Source organism: Paenibacillus sp. OAS669 (assembly GCF_014873645.1).
Lineage (GTDB): Bacteria > Bacillota > Bacilli > Paenibacillales > NBRC-103111 > Paenibacillus_S > Paenibacillus_S vulneris.
In genome coordinates, this window is the sequence record NZ_JADBDR010000023.1 from 1 (window position 1) to 19980 (window position 19980).

The window sequence follows — 19980 nt, forward strand, 5'->3', positions numbered from 1 at the left end:
CCGCCGCTATCCCCGAAGGGACCGCTCGACTTGCATGTATTAGGCACGCCGCCAGCGTTCGTCCTGAGCCAGGATCAAACTCTCCAATAAAGTGTCACCGAAGTGACTTATATTAGAGCTTGTCTTAAGCTCAAAATGATACAATGTTATACTGGCATTCAAACATCATTTGTTCAGTTTTCAAAGAGCTTTCTATGTCACTCATTTTGCCGTGACAAGAATTTATCCTATCATAATTGACATCTTATTGCAACATCTTTTTTTAACTTTTTTGTTGCGTCATCTCTTCAGGCCTTGCAGCCCTCAGCGGCGACAAAAAGTAATGTACCACAAACGGGATAGGTAATGCAACTATTTTTTAAAAATAATTTTTACCAAGCTGCTGATTGGCTGAATCCCAACGCCAAATCCCTCGTTGTCCATAAAGATGAACCCCGCCTACCCATCGGTTCACTTCGTTTCGTTCCACGAAATCCGCTTGTCCTGACATCACTTGTTCGCCCAAAGGAGTCATTCTGACCGTCCATTGCCCGAAGTCGATTGGCCCTTCGCTCATGTAGCCCGGCAAGGGCAGACCTGTCACTTCAATGAGAGGCTCCGGTATTAAGTACAGACCCTTTACATAGCCCCAGTACTGTACATCTCCCAGCCCGTAGGAAGGGATTGATTCCGATATTTGGCGAAACAAATCCGGAAGCCGTTCCAATCCGGAGCCCAGTCCTTCCAAGGTAGATTGCTCTACATGGCTCAGACCGTTAAAGACTGATGGAAAGCGTTCAAGGTGACACTTCATTGAACTACCCAAAAAAGGCAGCGTTGAAGTATCTTCCTTCAAAAGCTTGATTAGATCGCGAGGATCACAGGATGCATAAGCGTTCCAGGCCCGGCCTGCAAGCTCCAGCTGTTCTTTGGATACCGGTACCCAGGTTCCGTCCAGCTGCCTGGTCTGCTGCGGGGTAAGCTGCCCGAGCCCTCTAAAAGGGTGCACATCGGGAAATGAATCTATACAAACAAGGTAAAGATCCGTATTAGCCAGAAGGGACTCATGCTTATGAAACCATTGAAGCAAATAGATCAGCATGGTCTGATCGAACAAATCGTGCTCAAACCAAAGCACAATGTCCTTATAACGAAAGCAATCTCGGAGTTTGCTTTCCTGATCATCCGTATAGGAGCGAAAGACATTGGCAGGAACCCCTCTTGCGGCGAAATAGTTCAACCTCGCTTCTCTTGTCTCATGATCTGTAAAGGTAACCGAAAGAGGCCCTTCGTATAACGATTCCCGCCATACAAGAACCTCTCCCGCTATGCCGCTTTCTTTCAGGGTTGATCCAAAGCTGTCTCCATTCACAATATGAAGCATCCCTTTGATCCCTCCTCGCCTGATTTACAACCAAAGAGGAGGCGTTCCGCCTCCCCCTCAAATAAACTTATGCCATTCCCAGCAGCTGCAGAAGCTCCTGCTCATCGTCAATAATACGAATGCCGAGTTCTTGCGCTTTGGTTAGCTTGCTTCCGGCACTTTCACCCGCAATGACAATATCGGTCTTTTTGGATACACTTCCGGTAATCTTAGCCCCCATAGCCTCCAGCTTTTTGCCGGCTTCATCACGGCTCATGGCGGACAACGTGCCGGTCAGAACGACCGTTTTGCCGAAAAACGGATTATCCGTATTAACCACCGCCGGTGCTTCTTCACTAACGGGGTTCACCCCTGCTTGGAGCAGACGCTCAATGCTTCGCTGCATGACAGGATCGCGGAAGAAACCGACAATGCTCTCGGCCACAATCTCCCCGATGTCCTGCAGGGTAACGAGCTCTTCCGTCGTAGCCTCCATAAGCTTTTGAAGGCTTCGGTAATGGTCGGCCAGCACCTTGGTCGTCGTCTTGCCCGTATTAGGAATGCCCAGCGCAAACAAGAACGACGCCAAGTCGCACTGCTTGCTCTTCTCAAAAGCGGCGAGCAGCTTGTTCGCCTTTTTCTCCCCGAACCGGTCCAGCTTGATTAAATCATCGAAGGTCAAGTCATATAAATCGGCAGGGTCGCGAACATCCAGCTCCTGATACAACTGCTCTGCCGTCATGATGCTGAACGTCTCGATATCCATAGCGTCACGGGATGCAAAATGGGTAATGCGGCCGATCAGCTGAGGCCTACACTCCAAACGGTTCAAGCAGAACAAATGAGCGCCCTTTAGTTCGAGTACGGACCCGCAGGAAGGGCAGTGCTCCGGATAGACAATTTCTTCGCCGTCCTGTTCATCTGTCGCCTTTCCGAGAATTTCCGGAATCACGTCATTGGAACGGCGAATCAGCACATGGCTCCCGAGAGCATGCTTCAAGTTCTTCCGCTCGATATCGCCGATGTTGTTCAACGTACAGTTCTGTACTGTAACCCCTGCTATGTCGACAGGCTCGACCTTGGCTACAGGAGTAATTTTGCCCGTTCGGCCCACTTCCCAGGATACGGACAAGAGCGTGGTAACCGCCTCTTCCGCCTCGAATTTATAGGCGACAGCCCAGCGCGGAAATTTATCGGTGTAGCCGAGCACTTCCCGCGTGCGCATATCGTTGATTTTGACGACGAGTCCGTCGATCAAAAAGTCGAAGGTATTGCGCATCGAAAGGATGCTTTCCAGCTCCTGCACGACCGCTTCGATGGAATCGAAAAATTTGACGAACGGGCTCACCCGGAAACGGTTGTCCCGCAGGAAATCTACCATCTCCCGATGGTCCTCAAAGGCCAGGCCGTCCGTATAGCCTACATTATAAAAATAAGCGTTCAGCTTCCGTTCCGCCGTTACTTTAGGGTTCAGGTTTCTAAGCGCCCCTGCAGCCGCGTTACGGGCGTTTTTAAGCGGCTCTGCCGCGGTTTTGTTGTACTCCTCCAGCACGGACAGGTTCATGATGCCTTCGCCCTGAATTTCAATGACGCCTTCATTGTAAGGAATGGTCAGCGGAATGGACCGGATTGTCTTAACCTGAGCCAATATGCCCTCGCCGACCACTCCGTTCCCGCGCGTAGCCGCCTGGACCAGAGCCCCGTTCTCATAAGTCAGGTTGAGGGTCAGCCCGTCAAACTTTAACTCCACGACAAAGGAAAGCGGCGGAAGCGGATTCTCCGGATTGCGGCTGTTGTAGTCGTTAACAAGCTTGGAAGCACGAGTATGCCACGCCATCAAATCGTCTAGATTCTGGGCCTTATCCAAGCTCCACAGCCTTGATCTGTGCTTATGCTCATCGAAACCTTTCAAGAGCTGGTCTCCGACCCTCTGGGTTGGGGAGTCGGGCAGTGTAATTCCCGTCTCCCGCTCCATAGCGACCAGACGGTCGTACAATTTATCGTACTCCGCATCGCTGATGCTTGGTTCATCCTTCGTGTAATACAAATAATTATGATGGTTAATTTCTTCGATGAGGGCTTTCATGGCCTGCAGAGCATCCGTCATATAAAGAAAACCTTCCTCTCCAAATAGAATCCGTTCCTGGGCATTCTAACTTCAGCTTTCCTTGGTAATCGGCGCAAACTTGGCAAGCAGCCGTTTGACTCCGACTGGCGCCGGAAAGGCGATCTGCAGCTCTGTATCATCGCCGGCACCCTTGATTGCGACAACAACGCCGGTTCCCCATTTGCCATGGGAGACTTTATCGCCCATTTTGTAGTCGCCTACCTGCTTGGCTGCGCCACCGCTGGCGGTTGCCGCAGGCCGTGCAGCGGATGAAGCGGCGCCTCCCACGGTAGGCCGGAAGCCGGCCGCTTTGCTCGGCACCGCCGTAGAGGTGCTTCCAGCCCCGGCGGAGCCGAAGCTGCCTCCGTTGCCGTAACGGCCCTCCCGGCTCCCCCAGGAGCTGACCGCCCGGCCGCCGCCTATCGTCCCTCCAGGCGAAGCTGCCTCTAGCAGCTCCTCCGGAATCTCGCTCAAGAACCGGGATGGAGGGTTCATGTTCGTACGGCCGAAGAGCGTCCGCATTCTGGCGCAGGTCAGGAACAGCTCTTGTTCCGCGCGGGTAATACCGACGTAGGCAAGCCGCCGCTCCTCCTCAAGCTCCTCATTATCATTAGAAGCGCGGCTGTGAGGGAACACGCCCTCCTCCATCCCGATGATAAACACGATAGGGAATTCCAGTCCCTTTGCGCTATGCATCGTCATGAGAACGACCGAATTATTGGCATCGGCCGCATCCTCCGCGGCATCGTTCATCGAGTCGATATCGGCAATAAGCGCCAAATCGGTCAAGAAGGAAACGAGCGATTTATCCTCATTGCGCTTTTCAAATTCCATCGTAACGGACAGGAACTCATCTATATTTTCAAGCCGGGCCGTCGACTCGATCGTTTTCTCACGCTGCAGCTCCAGCCGGTATTCCGTGAGCTCCAGCATTTTTTCCGTCAGCTCGGTGACAGATAAATATTCGACCATTCGATTCAGATTGTCGATCATCTCGCGGAAATCACTCAGCGCGTTCTTCGCTTTGCCGCTGATTTCCAGACCATCGATCTCTTCAAGCATCGCGAACATCGAAATGCCTCGTCTGCCTGCCGCCTCCATTAAGCGATCGACCGTCGTATCACCGATCCCGCGCTTGGGTACATTGACAATCCTCATAAAGCTTACATCGTCATCCGTATTGGAAATAAGCCGCAAGTAAGCAAGAATATCCTTGATCTCTTTACGGTCATAGAACTTGATGCCGCCGACGATCTGATAAGGAATATCCGATTTGATCAATATTTCCTCTATAACCCGGGACTGGGCGTTCGTACGGTATAAGATCGCATGCTGGTCGTATCGTTTGCCGTTTTTTACATTTTTATTAATTTCATTGGTGATAAAGTACCCTTCTTCATGCTCCGAATCCGCTTGATAGAAGCGAATTTTATTGCCCTCGCCCTTATCGGTCCACAGGTTCTTGGCCTTGCGTCCAGCATTGTTGGAAATAACCTTGTTCGCGGCATTCAAGATATTCGAGGTCGACCGGTAATTTTGCTCCAGCAATATGGTCGTCGCGTTAGGGTAATCCTTCTCAAAGTTCAGGATATTGCTGATATCCGCGCCGCGCCAACGATAGATCGACTGATCGCTATCCCCTACGACACAAATGCGTTTATGCTTGTCTGCAAGCATGAGGCACAGCATATATTGAGCGCGGTTCGTATCCTGATATTCGTCTACATGGATATATTGGAATTTGTTCTGGTAAAACTCCAGCACTTCCGGAACTTCCTTGAACAATTGAATCGTGGTCATAATCAGGTCGTCAAAGTCCAAAGAGTTGTTCATCTTCAGCTTTTTCTGGTAGAGCTTGTACACCCTGGCCACAATGCCGTCAAAATAGTCCCCGATCAGGTTCTCGAGCATTTCCGGCGTCTTCAGCTCGTTCTTGGCCGTACTGATGGCAGCCTGAACCGCTTTCGGTTCGAATTTCTTGGAGTCGATGTTAAGCTCCTTCATGCAGTTCTTGACAACGGACAGCTGATCGCCGGAATCCAGAATAGTAAAGCTGGAAGAAAACCCGATGCGCGATATGTCCTTGCGAAGAATTCTTACGCACATAGAGTGAAACGTAGATACCCAGATGTCCTGGCCGCCGGGGCCCACCAGCTTGCCTACGCGCTCCTGCATCTCTCTAGCCGCTTTATTCGTAAAGGTGATGGCCAGTATGCTCCAAGGGGCTGCTTTTCTCGTGGCTATCAAATAGGCGATCCGGTGCGTCAACACGCGGGTTTTACCGCTGCCCGCTCCCGCCATAATCAACAATGGGCCGTCTACGGTTTCTACGGCCTTCTTTTGCTGAGGGTTCAAGGTTTGTATGGATGCAAATATGTCAAACGTATCGTTCATTGTACTTCAATTCCTTTCACTGCATATTGCTTGCGGCCTTTGCCTCTCTTACCGCTTGTACGGTGGCCAAAGCCTGATCCGGCTGATCATAGACGGCATTGCCCACAATAACGGTATGCGCTGCCGCGGCCGCTTGATAAGCCTTCTCCGGACTATCAATACCGCCTCCGTAAAACAATCTCGCGTCCTTCAGGAGCCCCTTCACTCGAGCCACCCATTCCATATTGCCAAACACACCGCTGTATTCCATATAAAAAACCGGACAATGCAGCAAGCGGTCCGCCATTCTGGCATAGGCCTCGACATCCTTGATGTCCAGCGCCGTATTCGCTTCTGTTATCTGCGCTGCCGCGGACTGCTCGTTCAATATCACGTATCCTTCCGTCGCCACTTGGCTCCAGTCCAATAGAGCTCCGTATTCACGAAGCGCTCTCTGGTGATGTCCTACGATCCATTGAGGATTCCCCGCATTCAATACCATGGGAATAAAAAAACTGTCAAAGCCCGGCACGATGGCATCCAGATCGGATACCTCCAGTACACAAGGCACCTCGTATCTTCTAATCCGCGATAAAAGATCTACTGTATTGTCAAAGGTAACCCCTGTAGAGCCTCCAACCATAATGGCATCGGTTCCCGAAAGACATACCTTTTCCAGCCATTCATCCGATAGTTCCCGGTCCGGGTCCAGCTTAAACATATGACTCCACTGCTTAAAATCCGAATGCAATGCACGGCCTCCGTTCTTGATTTGGCGCTTTCAAAACGTACTATTTCAACCTTCTCTACAGCTAGTCTATGCTACCGGGAATACCGTGTCAAATCCGTTTTTATCCAATTTTCCCCAACATTTCGCCGGCTTAAAAAGAAAAAGACCAGGAACACTTGTTCCTAGTCCGTTTCTCTATTCATGCTTCATTTGTTTCATATAGGCCTGTCGTGTCAGCAGGAAGTAAAACAGCTGCATCACCGCGTAAATCAGCATAATCGCCAATCCGTATTTCCAGACGGAAATACTGACGAGATTACTTAGCGCTTTATAAGCAAATCCGGCGTGGATGCTACCGACCACTACAGGGATAAAGAAGATGAGCCCGATTTGGATATTCGTAATTTTGCGTATTTCCTGCATGGAGACGCCGATCCGGCTTAATGCCTTGTACTGAGCCTGATCCTCCTGCAGCTCCGTAAACAGCTTGAAATACAGCATGCTTCCGGACGCCATAAAGAATAATACGCTGACAAACATCCCTATGAACAGCGTTAAGGAACTGAACTGCTTCATGCCCCAGAAGGCTTCCGTCCGATTGGCGAACCGCTTTTTCTGCTCGGCAGTCAGACTGTCTTCCAGCTCCTTGATGGCCCCGTTTGCGTTTTCCCAGTCCTTCAGCTCGTAACCGATATAAGAGGCTTTTCGCTCCTCCGGCGTTGAACTAAGTATGGATTGAAATTGCTTATCGTTAAGCAGAACGATATAGGTTGCTTCCAATATAGGGTTCAAGATAGCGCCGTCCAGCTGGCCGTCCATTCGCAGCGTTAGTTCAGACCCTGCCGCGGTCGTCGACAATAAATCGCCTTTTCCAAAGAGGACCACCTCGGATTCGGAGTAAGGATTGATGATCAGCGCATGACCCGGTTCAACGGTGATATTGGACTTGCCGCCGCCTTGTCTCTGATTCTGCCTTGCCAGGTCGTTATAAAGGTCATACGGCAAGAGGAGGGCTTTGATCTCCCTGTTATGAAAGGCCTTGATTTGAATAGAGGTAAGAATGCCCGCCGTTTGAATCTGATGATCCACTTGTATCCCTTGACGGGACATAACCTCTTTCACCCGCTCAGGCTCCAAAGAAGCAGGAATGTCAGAGCCTTTAGCCACATAACCGATCGTTTGGGGAAAATGGTCCAGGATCTGCCCCCGGGCGCCTTGATAAAACATATATACCGACCCTGACGCCGATAAAATAACCGCGCTTAAAATAGATACTGTAAACAGGATTCTGGCATTATCCTTCATTTTGAAGACAAGCTGCGAGATCGTAATCAGCTGGATGTTGCGATAGTAAATATGAGGCAGCCGCTGCAGTCGTTTCAAGATCGCCACGCTCGCTTGGGTAAACAGAAAATACGTGCCCACCACCACAAGAAAGATAACAGGCAGCATCACAACGACCAGGTTGTTTGGAGTTGTAGTATAAGCAAAGTAATACCCTGTGATAAGACAAGCCGCCGACAAAAGGACAAGCCATTTGGATGATACCGGCATCGTTTTGGGCTGCTTGGACGCCTTTAACAGCTCAATGACCTGATTCCTGCTCATGCCGACCAATGTAATTAGCGTAATGGCGAAAAACAACACCAGAAAACCGATCGCTGTAATAAATAGCGCCTTCGGAACGATAAGAAACCGTATCGGGTTATCCACTTGCAAGAGCTCGGCTAAAGCCATAAAAAACAGCTTGGAGAACAGGGTGCCGAGACCGCAGCCGACGACGATGGATAGGATGGCGATGGCGACATTCTCATAAAGCACAAGCCTATTAATTTGAGATCGGGTCATGCCGAACAGGGTCAGCAGACCGATTTCTTTCTTGCGCGTCTTCAAAAAAGCGAAGCTGGCGTAAAGCACGAAGAAAAACGAAAAAATTACGATCAGGAATTCACAGCCCACCATTCCCTGTCTTACCTTGGCAGCCGCCTGGATCGTTCCATTCACCACATCGGGATGAAAAATAAAGGAGGCATAGATGTAAAAGATCATAACGGAAAACGTGCTGCTCAGGAAAAAAGCGATGTATCGATGCCAATTGCCTTGAATATTTTTAAGAGCGAGCTGTCGAAAAGTCATCGAAGTTCCCTCCCAAATAGCTTAGGGCATCCAGGATTTGCTGGAAGAAGGCCTGCCTGTTGGAGCCTCTGCGAATTTCATTGAACAACCTGCCGTCCTTTATAAAAAGGATTCGTTTGCAATAGCTCGCAGCAAAAGGATCGTGGGTCACCATAAGAATGGTAGCCCCCCGCTCCTCGTTCATTTCCTTGAGCGACTCCATGACATCCTTGGCAGCCTTTGAATCCAGGTTCCCTGTCAGCTCATCGGCCAGCAGGAGAGCGGGCTGATGAATCATGGCGCGGGCTATGGCGGCTCGCTGCTGCTGTCCTCCGGACACCTCATAGGTGCGCTTATCCAGCAGATGGGTGATGTTGAGCGTTTCGGCGATTTCCTGAACCTTCCGCTCGATTTCTGCCGCTTTTGTATTTTCCAGCACGAGAGGCAGGATGATGTTTTCTTTTATACTCAGCGTCTCCAGCAGGTTAAAATCCTGGAATATAAATCCTAGCTGTCTGCGCCGAAATAAAGCAAGCTGTTTATTATTCAGCTTACTAGGGTTCGTTCCATTGATTTCGATATGTCCTGAAGTAGGCTTATCTATAGTCGCGAGAAGATTAAGAAGCGTCGTCTTGCCGCTGCCCGAAGGCCCCATGACACCGACGAACTCCCCCTCCTGAACCTCCAGCTGCACTTGATCCAGTGCTTTATAGAAGGCATTGCCGTTTTTGGACCCGTAGGTTTTGCATAAATTCTCCGTTCTTAATACTGCCATGTGCATGGCCTCCTTACGATCACTCTTTACGTAACTGCCTCTAGTATAAAAAAAGGAGGGCCCAAGCCGCTATCGATTCACCTTACAAAACAGACGTCTTTCTTACAATGTTGTCACCTTTCTATCGTGTAAGAATGTCATGGAGCACCGAAGAAGGCGGAAAATGCAGAGTAACCGTCGTTCCCTCCCCTTCGATGGAGGCGATCTGTACGCGATGTCCAAGCTTGCGGCAAAGCTCCTTGACCAAATAAAGGCCCATGCCGGTCGACTCCCCTACCTTCCGGCCATTCTCTCCGGTGAAAAAAGGCTCGAAGACGCGAGGCAAATCCTGCTCCGGGATACCGATTCCCGTGTCGCTAAAAGACGCGCAGACCCCGTCCTTGCCCTTGGACAGCTTGATCTCAAGCTGCTTGTCTGCCGGATCGGCCGTTCTCTTGGCATATTTAATGGCATTGGTGACAATTTGCCTAATGATCACCGCGATCCACTTCTCATCGGTTTCTACAAACCGGACATCAGCTTCGACCGTCAACTTGGGATATACTCCGCGTCGAATGCAGGCCCTCTTATGTTCATTGATGACACTTCGGATCGTTTGCTCCAGGTTGACTTGTTTCACATGCACATCCAGCTCGAACTTCTCCAGACGCGCGGTCTGCAGCATCATATCAAGCCCATGCGCCAAACGGTCGTTCTCCTCCTGGATGCTTTGCAGCACAGTCAGCGGAACATGCTCTTCCGAGGATTCTGTCTTCTGTGTCAGAAGATCGATGACGGATACAGGTGTTTTCATCTGATGAACCCACTGTCGAATAAACACATCATGCTGCTCCTGCTGCTTTCTGTATTGCGCCAACCGCTCCTCGCACCCGCTGTACAGCTCATGCATCAGCTCCATCATGATCATTTGTTCCTTTTTCACACCTACTGGCAAGCCGCTGATACGCTCCATAGGCTCATGGTGCTTGCGAATCCCAGACAGCCGGAGAAAGTACTCCCTTTGCCGTACGTAATCAATAAGCAAATAAGTACATACACCCGCTAACGATAAAATAATAATATATACGATATTGTCCGTTTGGAGCGATACCCCCTGTGGTTGCAGAGCCAATTCAACGACGCATAGGGCAAGGGCAATATTCACCAAATAAATGATGATATAGCCTAGCCTGTCCGATATAAAGTCTATTCCTCTCACTTCGTACTCCCCCAGGATGTATTAAGCCGGTAGCCCTGCCCGCGTACCGTTTCTATGGCTTTGACTATGCCGAGCTCCTCCAGCTTTTTGCGCACACGTGTTACGTTCACAGTTAAAGTGTTATCGTCCACGAAATCAATATCGTCCCATAACGCCTCCAGCAAAGTTTCCCGCGTCACGATTCGATCCGCATGTCTCGCCAGACTATTCATCAATAAAAACTCGTTACGCGACAAGTCCATTTTGACTCCGTTCCACTCCATCGTGTTTTTGGAAGTATCCAGAATCAAACCGGCTATATTCATAGTATCCCTCGGCATTGGGTTCGCTCCCGCATATTCTCCGTAGGTTCTTCTCAGCACGCTTTTTACCTTGGCAATGACCACATCCAAATGGAACGGCTTCGTAATATAATCGTCACCGCCATTCTCGATAGCCATCACCTGATCCATCTCCCCGACGCGTGCGGATAAAAATATAATAGGCACATTCGACACGGTCCGGATTTGCCGGCACCAATAAAACCCGTCATAATGCGGCAGGTTAATGTCCAGCAATACCAGATCCGGCTTATGTGTCATAAATTGCTGCTTGATATCCCGAAAATCAGTCGCTCTCTGCGGCGAATAGCCATACCGCTCCATATACGATTGCAAAATCGATGCGATTTTATCGTCATCCTCCACAATAAGAATCCGATACAAGGAACACACCCCACTAATAAAGCATTTTTTTCAACCAGTTTCATTATACTGCTTTCCATGGGTTGCAGCGAACAAAAGAACCCCGCGGAGGGGGGCATTGTTGTTGAAAACCTATAGAGCTTGAACTATTGCTATATATTCCAGTAGGCTTCGAAGCAAATTCCGGTTTTGGGGGGAGAGCGCATAGAAAACCCCTGCAATATATGCAGGGGCCTTATGGTACCCTCGGGAGTATTACATGAACTTTCCGCTGCCGAAGGATGACGATTTATCATGAGAAGCAGACAAGGAAGAGGAGGCGCTGGACTGATCGTCGGAATCGTGCCAGTCAAAGCTGTTACCACCACGATTGCTTGTTGTATGTGCCGCACTGCTGCTTGCTGCACCTGCGTTATCATCCGTCCAGTTGTAGCTGTTACCGCCTCGGGAATCGGATGCCGTTACAGCCGAGTAAGACTCATTACCACTGCCATACTTGGCAGTCGAGGACCCGCCCAGAGACTGCGTGGACGTGCCAGTAGCTGTACCTGCAGACGTTGTTTTGTAAGCCGAGCCGGTATATTCATTGGCAATGCTTTGCGTAATCGGATTTTGATTCTGGCTCATGCCGGTCATCCCGCTTCCCGCGGTGCTGCCGAAGCCCGCCCCGCCCTGGCTGTGTATCGAGCTGCCGACGGACGAGCCGTAAGCGGAACCGAAGCCCCCTTGTCCATACCCTTGTGCTTGAGAAGATGGCTGCTGGTAAGCCCCCGAACCCATTCCCGCATAGCCGCCTGCTTCATAACCGGAATAAGACGGCTGCTGCTGAAATTGAGGGTTCGCGCTATACATCGGCTGCTGCTGGTACATGATGCCGGCATTCATATTGGCGCTCTGGATCGAACGTTGAACGATGGATTGCAGCTGCTCAACCTTCTGAACCTGCTGCTGAATCTCTTGATGAACCTCCTGCTGATTCGCCGATTGTACAGAACCATATCCGTTCAATTGGGATAAAACCTGATATAATTCTGCCTGCTCCTGCATCGTTCTTTGGGACAAGCTTTGGAACGTTTGGCGGATCGCCGGGTGGGTTGCTTCCAAAGCGGCCGTCGTGTATTCACGGGCCGTACGCTTCAGCTCGGACAAAACCAGGTTGCCCCAATCCTGCTCTTGAAGCGGCGTATGCTGATGGGTCGGTTGATTCATATAATTTTGCTGTTGATACATCAGATGTGCACCTCCTGCGTCATTTAGTGAGTCATTTGCGTTTGCTGCTGCAGCGTTCTAAGCAATTGATCGGAATGGTGCAGACGGTCCTGGGCAATCTGCGCCAGCTTCTGCTTCAGCTGCGGAGATTGACAGTCCGCCAATCCGTGGACGGCCAATTTAGCCAGTAAATCTTCGTTTTTCAAGCTGTCGGTTATGTACGCCAATTCCTTGGAGCTGACCGTGTTCATACCTTGCTGCTGTTGCTGCCCTTGCTGAGTAAACATCGATTTGTCCTCCTTTCGTTTTGACAAGTCTAGGTTGCCCAAGATGTGGAAAACTATGTGCAGGATCTTTCCAAAGTTGGAATAAAAAAATCGCCCTCCTCCTGTAATAACAAGAGGGGGCGATAGGCCAAGCCTTAATTATTGGGATTGCGACGGTTCTGGCGATGGCGACTGCGCCGGTTGTTCAGGCGGTTGAGGAGGCTGCTTATACTTATCCGCCAGCTCCTCGATCGAGGTTACTGGCAGAGAGTAAGCCCATTGGCCGCCTTGCTGGGTAAGCCACAGGTTATCCTTATCCACCTTGCCCAAGTAGACTACCGTAGTCTCTTTATTGGACGCATCGGCGTATTTAACCTCCAGCCGAAGCTCCGGCGTATCCATCTTCACCTGATCCGCCGGTTTGGCAAGCTGTTCGGTCGATAAGAACTGCACTTTATCCAGATAAGAGCTGGCATCAGAGCCTTTCAATTCTTTATCGCCCAGCTTCCAATTCGCTTCGTAGGATTTTTTATCCGTGTCCGTCTTGGTCAGCGTCCACTTCTGTCCCTTCCATTCCACGGTGATGCCTCTTACCTGCTCATACTCCAGCCGGATCGGGCTTTTCTCCATCAAATCCAGCTGGGTCTTGGCAAGCGACTTCACTTGGGAATCACTGATTTTAAATACCTCGGGAGAGCCGCTGAGCATGGCATAATCATAACCCGGAACGAGCATCGCGTTGCCTACGCTAAGCGTTTGGACGGTGCCGTTGTTCAGCTTCACCGAAAACTGCTGCTGCGGCTTATCCAATCCATACTTGGTCAGCTCTTTCCCTTCCGCGTCAATAGTCGACTCTTTGGTTAGCCCGTTAAAGGAATCAATCCAGCCTTTGGCGCTGTATTCGTTCAAGGGTAATGCCGACGGCTTGATCATAGTCCATTTACCGTCTTTCTGCTGCATTTCGATCTCGGTATCTCCCGTTTTGATCGTGTAGCTCGCTACATCCTGCTGATTGACCTTGGCAAGCGATGCAGCAGGCTCTTGCTTCTCCTTGAAAAAGTCCTTGCTGGATGCGTACCAGAAACCGCCTATGCAAATGAGTACCAGTATGATCGTCGGAATGAGCCTCTTCATCCTTTTCTCCTCCTCCACCAAATCGTGCCGCCCACGATGAGGAAGAGTAACGGGAACACTAGTACAGTGCCGTAGAAAATGGTTAATGCTTGACCTCCGGTAATCATCGCAGGCTGCTGTTGATTTTCACGCGGACGAATCGTCACTTGTTCTTTTTGCTCCTGCAGCCAGCCTACGCTGTTCAAGGCAAAGTCGCGATTGCCCTGCTGCTGGAAGAAGTCATCCCTTAAGGACGTAAAGCTGCCTAATATAACGGCCTTAGGCTTGCTGTCTTTGGTCTCAACGACATAACCCAAATTCAGAGGACCTTTGATATCCTTGTCGTCTTTGCTGGTTTTTCCTTTAACCAGCCCGGATAAATCCGTCTCGCCGTAGGCAGAGTCGGTCGTCTTCAAAATGCTGGTCGCCTTGTAATCAGCAGCCGCAGGGTCTGCATTCAAGGAAACGGCCAGCCCCATTTGCATGAGCAGGTTATTATCCTGCAGCTTGTTGGTGATTTCATGATACCCGTACTCAGGAATAATCGTGAGCGGGGATACCAATCGGCTTTGCTTCGAATCTACGGCTACGGCATGCTGGTCCGTAATGCCATATTGGGCCATGATGGAATCTAGGTTTTTCCAGGATGTCACCATGTTTTCCGTAAATCCAAGCGTCATATACAGCTTGCCGTTGCCTTTTAGATATTCCTTGATAACCTCGGCTTCTTTGTCGCTTAGATCGTTTTGAGCGCCGATGATGAACAGTGCCTGCGCGTCATCAGGAATTTTACCCTCGCGAAGCAGGTTCAGGTCCTTCACCGTATAGTTCTCGTTCTCTAACGAGCTTTGCAGCAAGGTCATTTGGTTCAACGGCGTTTCATTGTGTCCGGACAAGAAGTACACCGTTATTTTATCCTTGACATTCAAATTCACCAAGGCTTGCGTCAGCTTCTGCTCCCCGCTGAACTGGTAATCAAATTGGGATTGTCCCGAGCCCTGGAACATGTCGTAATAATTGACCATCTTCTTCTGGGTGCCGCTTTCGACGACCAAGACGCCGGAAGGGTCGATCCCTTGATACTGATTGGCTATTTCCGGGTTCTTCTCCATATCATACTGGTCAAATACGATTTTACTGCTGCGTTTTTTATATTCCTGCACCATATCGACGACTTCACGATTCATGGTCAAATTCGTTTGCGAGCTGGTAAACGCAATAATATGAACATCTTTGTCGAGTGATTTTAACGTGTTGATCGTCTGATCGGATAAAGTGTATTGTTTATTTTGCGTCAAATCGACCTGCAGCGTCTTCGTAGAGTTAAGAAAAATCGTCAGGACGATGAAGATGCCGATTACCGCAAGCGATAGCACGACCGCATTCGTTCCGCGAATCCACTTATTCAATTGCCTTTCCCCCTTCTGCCTTGCGCCTTCAGGCAAAGCCGGTTATCTCCAACGTTTTCTTTCAAGCACCTGGATGCTCAATACGATAAACACAATGGCCAGCGTCACGTAAAAGAGAATGTCTGCGAAATTCAACACACCCTTTTGCAAGTTGCTGCCTCTGGTGACGATAGAAAAAAGACTGAGATATTCTTTGGACCGTCCCGTAGCAACGGTATCCCCCAGCCAATCGATCGTCCACAGCACAAGCAGCATTCCGATACCCGCCAAGCCGGAAAGCATTTGGTGGGAGGAAAGCGTGGATGCAAACAAGCCAACCGCCATCATGGCCGCTCCAAGCAGGAACATGCTTAGGAACGAAAGCCACATGACAGGCTGATCGATCTTGCCGTACGAGCTCATGATGAGAGGATACAGCAAGCATCCTCCGACCAAAAGCAATTGAACGACGACGGCGGCCAAATATTTGCCGAGAATAATTTCTGTAATGCTGGCCGGTGAAGTGAGCAGCAGCTCATCGGTGCCATGCCGAAGCTCGTCGGAGACAAGACGCATCGTCAAGAAAGGAATCACGAGCAAATAAAGGAAGCTGACCGGGCTGGTCACCATACGCACGTCGATCATCATGGAGTATAAAAAGTTCGAGCTGAACATGTACCCTACAATTAAGAAAAAGAATGCAAACGCCGCATAGGAGGTCGGCGAGTAAAAATACATTTGCAGCTCCTTCCTGCAAATCGCCCAAGTTCTACGCATTCGGGGTCACCTCCTCCTCTTGTGCCGCGGCCGACTCGTTGTCGGAAGCTTCCGTCGCTTCATTGGTCGTCAGCTTGAGGAAGATGTCTTCAAGACTCAAGCTTTCTTTCTTCATCGACAAGATCGGATAGCGCAGCTCCGCCATGCGGTAGAAGATCTCTTCGCGAATGTCCGCGTTATCCTTCGCGGACACAAGCACTTTCACGGTCGGCTCGACCGTGGATGCAAGCGCAGGCGCGGCCGTAGGCTCAGCCTGCGAGGCTTCTGCGCCCTCGGCCGGCTCGGGCGCAGCTGTGGTCTCCGCGGCCGGTGCAGCGGCCGCGGGCTCTTCCGCCAGCGGCTGCACGGTGGCGATGGCGGACATGCCGCGCAGCTCGGCCAGTATGGCCTGGCGCGGCCCTTTGACCTCGAGCGAGACTTCGAAACGCTCGCCCATCGATTGAGCCAGCTGATCGGGATGGCCGTCCATCACGATGCGGCCTTGGTTAATAATCAATACGCGGTTGCACAGCGCATTGATTTCCGGCAAAATGTGCGTGCTCAGCAGCACCGTATGATTCTCGCCCAGCTCTCGGATCAGCTGGCGAATCTCAATAATCTGCTTCGGGTCCAGGCCCGAAGTCGGCTCGTCCAGCACAAGCAAATCCGGACTGTGCAGAATGGCCTGCGCCAATCCCATCCGCTGCTTATACCCTTTGGACAGTCCGCGAATAATCTGCCGTTCACGGCCCTGAAGCCCAAGCCGTTCAATGACTTCTCCGACGCGCTTTTTCTGTTCTCTTCCGGGAATCCCGCGCAAATCGGCAATGAACTTCAAATAGGCTTCCACCGTCATTTCCGGATATAACGGAGGTGTTTCAGGTAAATATCCGATCTTTTGTCTTGCCTTCTTCGGATGATTGGCCATAGATAACCCGTCGATCGCAATGGATCCCATCGTAGGATTCAAATAGCCGGTGATCATCCGCATCGTAGTCGTTTTTCCTGCGCCGTTCGGTCCCAAAAAACCAACGATTTCGCCACGGCTCATGGAAAAATCAATGTTGTGGACCCCTCTTTGATTCTCGTACAGCTTACTTACCTGCTTTACCTCAAGCACGCATGAAAACCTCCATTCGAAACGAAATATGCGCCTACTTAAGCCATTTCCATTATGACAACTGCTTAACCCCCAACAATATACAAATAAAACAATAAAAGCAGCTTAAACCAATCTGAAAATTAGCTTAAAAAAATGTGTCCAAATTGTGAACAAATATATAGTATTTTGCACCACATAGTTCCTTGCCCTATCGTATAGGAGCCATAATGCAAAAAAAAGACCTATCCATTAGGATACGTCCAAGGTGGGTATGAATGGAATCTTCTTCGGCGGCTCAGTTAAAAACCAGCCTCTCTGACGAACCATATTGTAAAATCAACCATTAGAGTTTGAAGCTACGAAATTTCCTCCAGCGATTTCAATCTTCGCATCAGCGTATATTCATCCGGGTAAATCATCATATGCTGTGTCAGTCCAATGAGGCGGAAGAGCTTATGATACTGCTCCGACAGGCCGTATGCAAAGGTCTGATACTGCCCTTCCTCGCCGTACTGCGCCAGGCGGACTAACATCGTGATTCCGGTGATGTGTATGAAGCTCATTTCACTAAAGTTCAAAATGAGCGTGCGTCTTCCGTCTCCCAAACCTTGACGCCAATCACGATGACGAAGATACCGTTCCTCCGCATGCTGATCCACCGCTCCTGCGAAGTCAATAATCAGAGCCGGCCCCTCTGTCCTTATTCTTAAGCTCATCCCGTTTCAGCCCCCCGTTATGGTGTGCCTTGACTCATGAAGATAAGAACGATGTGTTCATATCCGGGCTCGGATCGACACCGAATTCCTCCATGCATATTTTCTCCCACTTGCGATAATAGATTAATGCTTCCTGCTTCCTAGAATCCATCACATAGAGCTCAATAAGTCCCTGATAAGCTTCTTCCTGGGTAGGGCATAGTGCGATCCAATCCTTGTAGTAGGCTTCCGACTGATCGTACTGAGAGTGGTCCTTGGCTTCCCTTGCCAATCGCTTCAGCACTGCCGCCTGCTTATCCTGGAGAGAAATCCTGTATCTCTCCGACCAGTCGGCATAACGGATTTCCGGAGCAAATTCCCTGTACATTACAGCAGCCTGCTTATACAGATCAATGGCTTTGGAGCGAAAGTGGTCCCAACCTTGGTCTGCTTCACGCAGCAGAGCCTCATACTGTTCCACATCCGTTTCTTTGACCAAATGCTCCTGCAGCCGTACGAGCCCATCCTTTAAAATAACTGCCTGCTCGGAGCCCAGCTCCTTTTTCAAGGTCTGCTTCAGTTGATGGACGATGACGTACAGCTGATTGGCCATTTTGTCCACATAAATCGATCCGAACAAGTCTTCCATCACCTGCTCTTTGGTGGCCGAAAATTGGGGCTGCATCAATAAATAGACCAGCAGCTCTACCGCCTTTTTCCTTTTCCAATCCAGATCCTGTCTTTCATGAGAGCCCTGTACGAACTTCAGCTTGCCGAACAGCTGGACTTTCCAGCTCAGGGCACTTGACGACTCCTGATGCTCCTCTTGCTGTTGCATCCACTGTTGATGCCATGGGTATCTCGTGATATCGGCAGCCGCTCTAAGGCAATGCCAATATTCATTTACAAGAGAGTGTTGTCGATCCATTTTCGCACTTTGATAAAGCAAGCTGTACGCTTCAAAACGGATGAATAAATCGCTTCCGTACTGTTTTACAATGCCCTGAACCCTTTCCAGCTCCTGCTCAGAGAGTGAAATGCCTTTGAAAAGAGAAGCTCTGCATTCATTCAATATGCAGCCGGCCCGGTGTTCGTAGGATAAAGCATGCGAATCCACTTGCTCCAGCCACCGAACGGCCGACTCCCAATCCCCCTGCCTTATACAATCCATACTTTGCAGAACCTGACGATTCGACTCCCATCGACCGTCCAGCCTTGCCTGCTGATCTGCAAACAAATGAACAGAAGCCATCTCTTGATCGGAAAGGGTCACCATTCGGGAGGCCGCCATGTCCAGACAGGCCTGTACCGCTTCCCCAAGCTGCCCATGTCGAATAAACCGTTCCTTGGCAGCTATACCGAACTCCTTCTCCCTGGTTGGATCTCCGATCAAAAAAAATCCCTTAGCCAATGCCATACACGCTTTCCCATCAAGCTCGTCCGGCTGTCGATCCCACTGTTCCTTCAAAAAGACAAGGATCGTTTCGGCATCACGAAGCTCACCCAGCCTTACATTTATCATACAGAGAAGAGAGAGTGCCGAATTCAGCCTGTGTGCGTGGGTTTGCTGGGCAAAGACTCTCACGGCCATGCTTGCCGCGGCCCTTGCTTCCGGTAAGTTTCCGTCATGAAAATAGCTTGCGGCCTGCTGCTCTAGCAGTAAGGGGGAGTTTTGAAGCAAACGAACGGGAATTTGTGCCAATACGTTCTTATCCACTGAATCTCCATTCAATACACTGCGTTCCATTCGCAAAATGATATGGGTATAATCCTCGAGACTCACGTTGGATATAGGTCTATGGTCCATATATAATCACTCTCATCAAAAGGAAAATAGTTCTTAGGACTCGTAAGATCAATTCGACAACCATACTGTTATTCCTTCTTGATCTATAAGAAAAACTTTCTCGAAAATGGGACTCGTTTTACGATGAGAGGTACCCCTCTCTAAGACTGTTGAGAAGCATGTGAAGTTTGAGCTATTGCTAAAATACTCCGGTGAGGTATACCCCTCCAGCCGCTGTTGAAACCCGTGAAATGTCATTATATTCAGCAGTATTTTCACGCGTTTCAAAGGCGGACGTAAACTCCTCCGAGGTATACCCCACCTCCACATGCAGCAATAGTT

16 protein-coding genes and 1 rRNA gene are annotated in these 19980 nt (G+C 49.9%); all 17 read right to left on the reverse strand.

The features are described 5' to 3' along the window. A 16S ribosomal RNA gene (locus GGC63_RS31795) occupies nucleotides 1–90 on the reverse strand; the annotation flags it as partial. Between the two features lie 268 nt (nucleotides 91–358). Then, the gene (locus GGC63_RS31800) at nucleotides 359–1363 is read right to left on the reverse strand and encodes a DUF1835 domain-containing protein (protein ID WP_192705704.1); all 1005 of its coding nucleotides are present in this window, start codon (nucleotides 1361–1363) and stop codon (nucleotides 359–361) included. A 67-nt stretch (nucleotides 1364–1430) separates the two neighbouring features. Next, nucleotides 1431–3449 (reverse strand): NAD-dependent DNA ligase LigA, encoded by a 2019-nt coding sequence (gene ligA, locus GGC63_RS31805; RefSeq protein ID WP_192705705.1) that lies wholly within the window; start codon nucleotides 3447–3449, stop codon nucleotides 1431–1433. Between the two features lie 51 nt (nucleotides 3450–3500). Then, entirely contained in the window at nucleotides 3501–5843 is a 2343-nt protein-coding gene (pcrA, locus tag GGC63_RS31810) for a DNA helicase PcrA (RefSeq protein ID WP_079914312.1), read from the reverse strand. A gap of 16 nt (nucleotides 5844–5859) precedes the next feature. Next, a complete protein-coding gene (locus tag GGC63_RS31815) occupies nucleotides 5860–6573 on the reverse strand; it encodes a heptaprenylglyceryl phosphate synthase (RefSeq protein WP_192705706.1) in 714 nt (237 codons plus the stop codon). Nucleotides 6574–6747: 174 nt separating this feature from the next. After that, on the reverse strand, nucleotides 6748–8688 hold the full coding sequence (locus GGC63_RS31820) for an ABC transporter permease (protein ID WP_192705707.1): 1941 nt from the start codon (nucleotides 8686–8688) through the stop codon (nucleotides 6748–6750). Beyond that, nucleotides 8663–9442 (reverse strand): ABC transporter ATP-binding protein, encoded by a 780-nt coding sequence (locus tag GGC63_RS31825; RefSeq protein WP_192705708.1) that lies wholly within the window; start codon nucleotides 9440–9442, stop codon nucleotides 8663–8665. Before GGC63_RS31825 ends, GGC63_RS31820 begins: the two co-directional genes overlap by 26 nt. A gap of 121 nt (nucleotides 9443–9563) precedes the next feature. Continuing rightward, on the reverse strand, nucleotides 9564–10640 hold the full coding sequence (locus GGC63_RS35255) for a sensor histidine kinase (RefSeq protein WP_192705709.1): 1077 nt from the start codon (nucleotides 10638–10640) through the stop codon (nucleotides 9564–9566). Beyond that, nucleotides 10637–11344, reverse strand: a complete 708-nt coding sequence (locus tag GGC63_RS31835) for a response regulator transcription factor (protein ID WP_192705710.1) — start codon at nucleotides 11342–11344, stop codon at nucleotides 10637–10639. Before GGC63_RS31835 ends, GGC63_RS35255 begins: the two co-directional genes overlap by 4 nt. Before the next feature lie 234 nt (nucleotides 11345–11578). Continuing rightward, entirely contained in the window at nucleotides 11579–12553 is a 975-nt protein-coding gene (locus tag GGC63_RS31840) for a spore coat protein (RefSeq protein WP_192705711.1), read from the reverse strand. A 23-nt stretch (nucleotides 12554–12576) separates the two neighbouring features. After that, nucleotides 12577–12819, reverse strand: a complete 243-nt coding sequence (locus GGC63_RS31845) for a hypothetical protein (RefSeq protein ID WP_079914305.1) — start codon at nucleotides 12817–12819, stop codon at nucleotides 12577–12579. 138 nt (nucleotides 12820–12957) lie between these two features. Beyond that, nucleotides 12958–13932, reverse strand: a complete 975-nt coding sequence (locus tag GGC63_RS31850) for a DUF4340 domain-containing protein (protein WP_192705712.1) — start codon at nucleotides 13930–13932, stop codon at nucleotides 12958–12960. Beyond that, nucleotides 13929–15320 carry a GldG family protein gene (locus GGC63_RS31855; RefSeq protein ID WP_192705713.1) on the reverse strand — a complete coding sequence of 464 codons (1392 nt, stop codon included), beginning with the start codon at nucleotides 15318–15320 and terminating at the stop codon, nucleotides 13929–13931. The genes GGC63_RS31850 and GGC63_RS31855 overlap by 4 nt, the downstream gene beginning before the upstream one ends. A gap of 42 nt (nucleotides 15321–15362) precedes the next feature. Beyond that, nucleotides 15363–16076, reverse strand: a complete 714-nt coding sequence (locus GGC63_RS31860; protein WP_192705714.1) for an ABC transporter permease subunit — start codon at nucleotides 16074–16076, stop codon at nucleotides 15363–15365. After that, the gene (locus tag GGC63_RS31865) at nucleotides 16069–17175 is read right to left on the reverse strand and encodes an ABC transporter ATP-binding protein (protein WP_192705715.1); all 1107 of its coding nucleotides are present in this window, start codon (nucleotides 17173–17175) and stop codon (nucleotides 16069–16071) included. Before GGC63_RS31865 ends, GGC63_RS31860 begins: the two co-directional genes overlap by 8 nt. 338 nt (nucleotides 17176–17513) lie before the next feature. Next, nucleotides 17514–17873, reverse strand: a complete 360-nt coding sequence (locus GGC63_RS31870) for an STAS domain-containing protein (protein ID WP_192705716.1) — start codon at nucleotides 17871–17873, stop codon at nucleotides 17514–17516. A 34-nt stretch (nucleotides 17874–17907) separates the two neighbouring features. After that, nucleotides 17908–19659, reverse strand: a complete 1752-nt coding sequence (locus GGC63_RS31875; RefSeq protein WP_192705717.1) for an AfsR/SARP family transcriptional regulator — start codon at nucleotides 19657–19659, stop codon at nucleotides 17908–17910. Nucleotides 19660–19980: the final 321 nt, after the last annotated feature.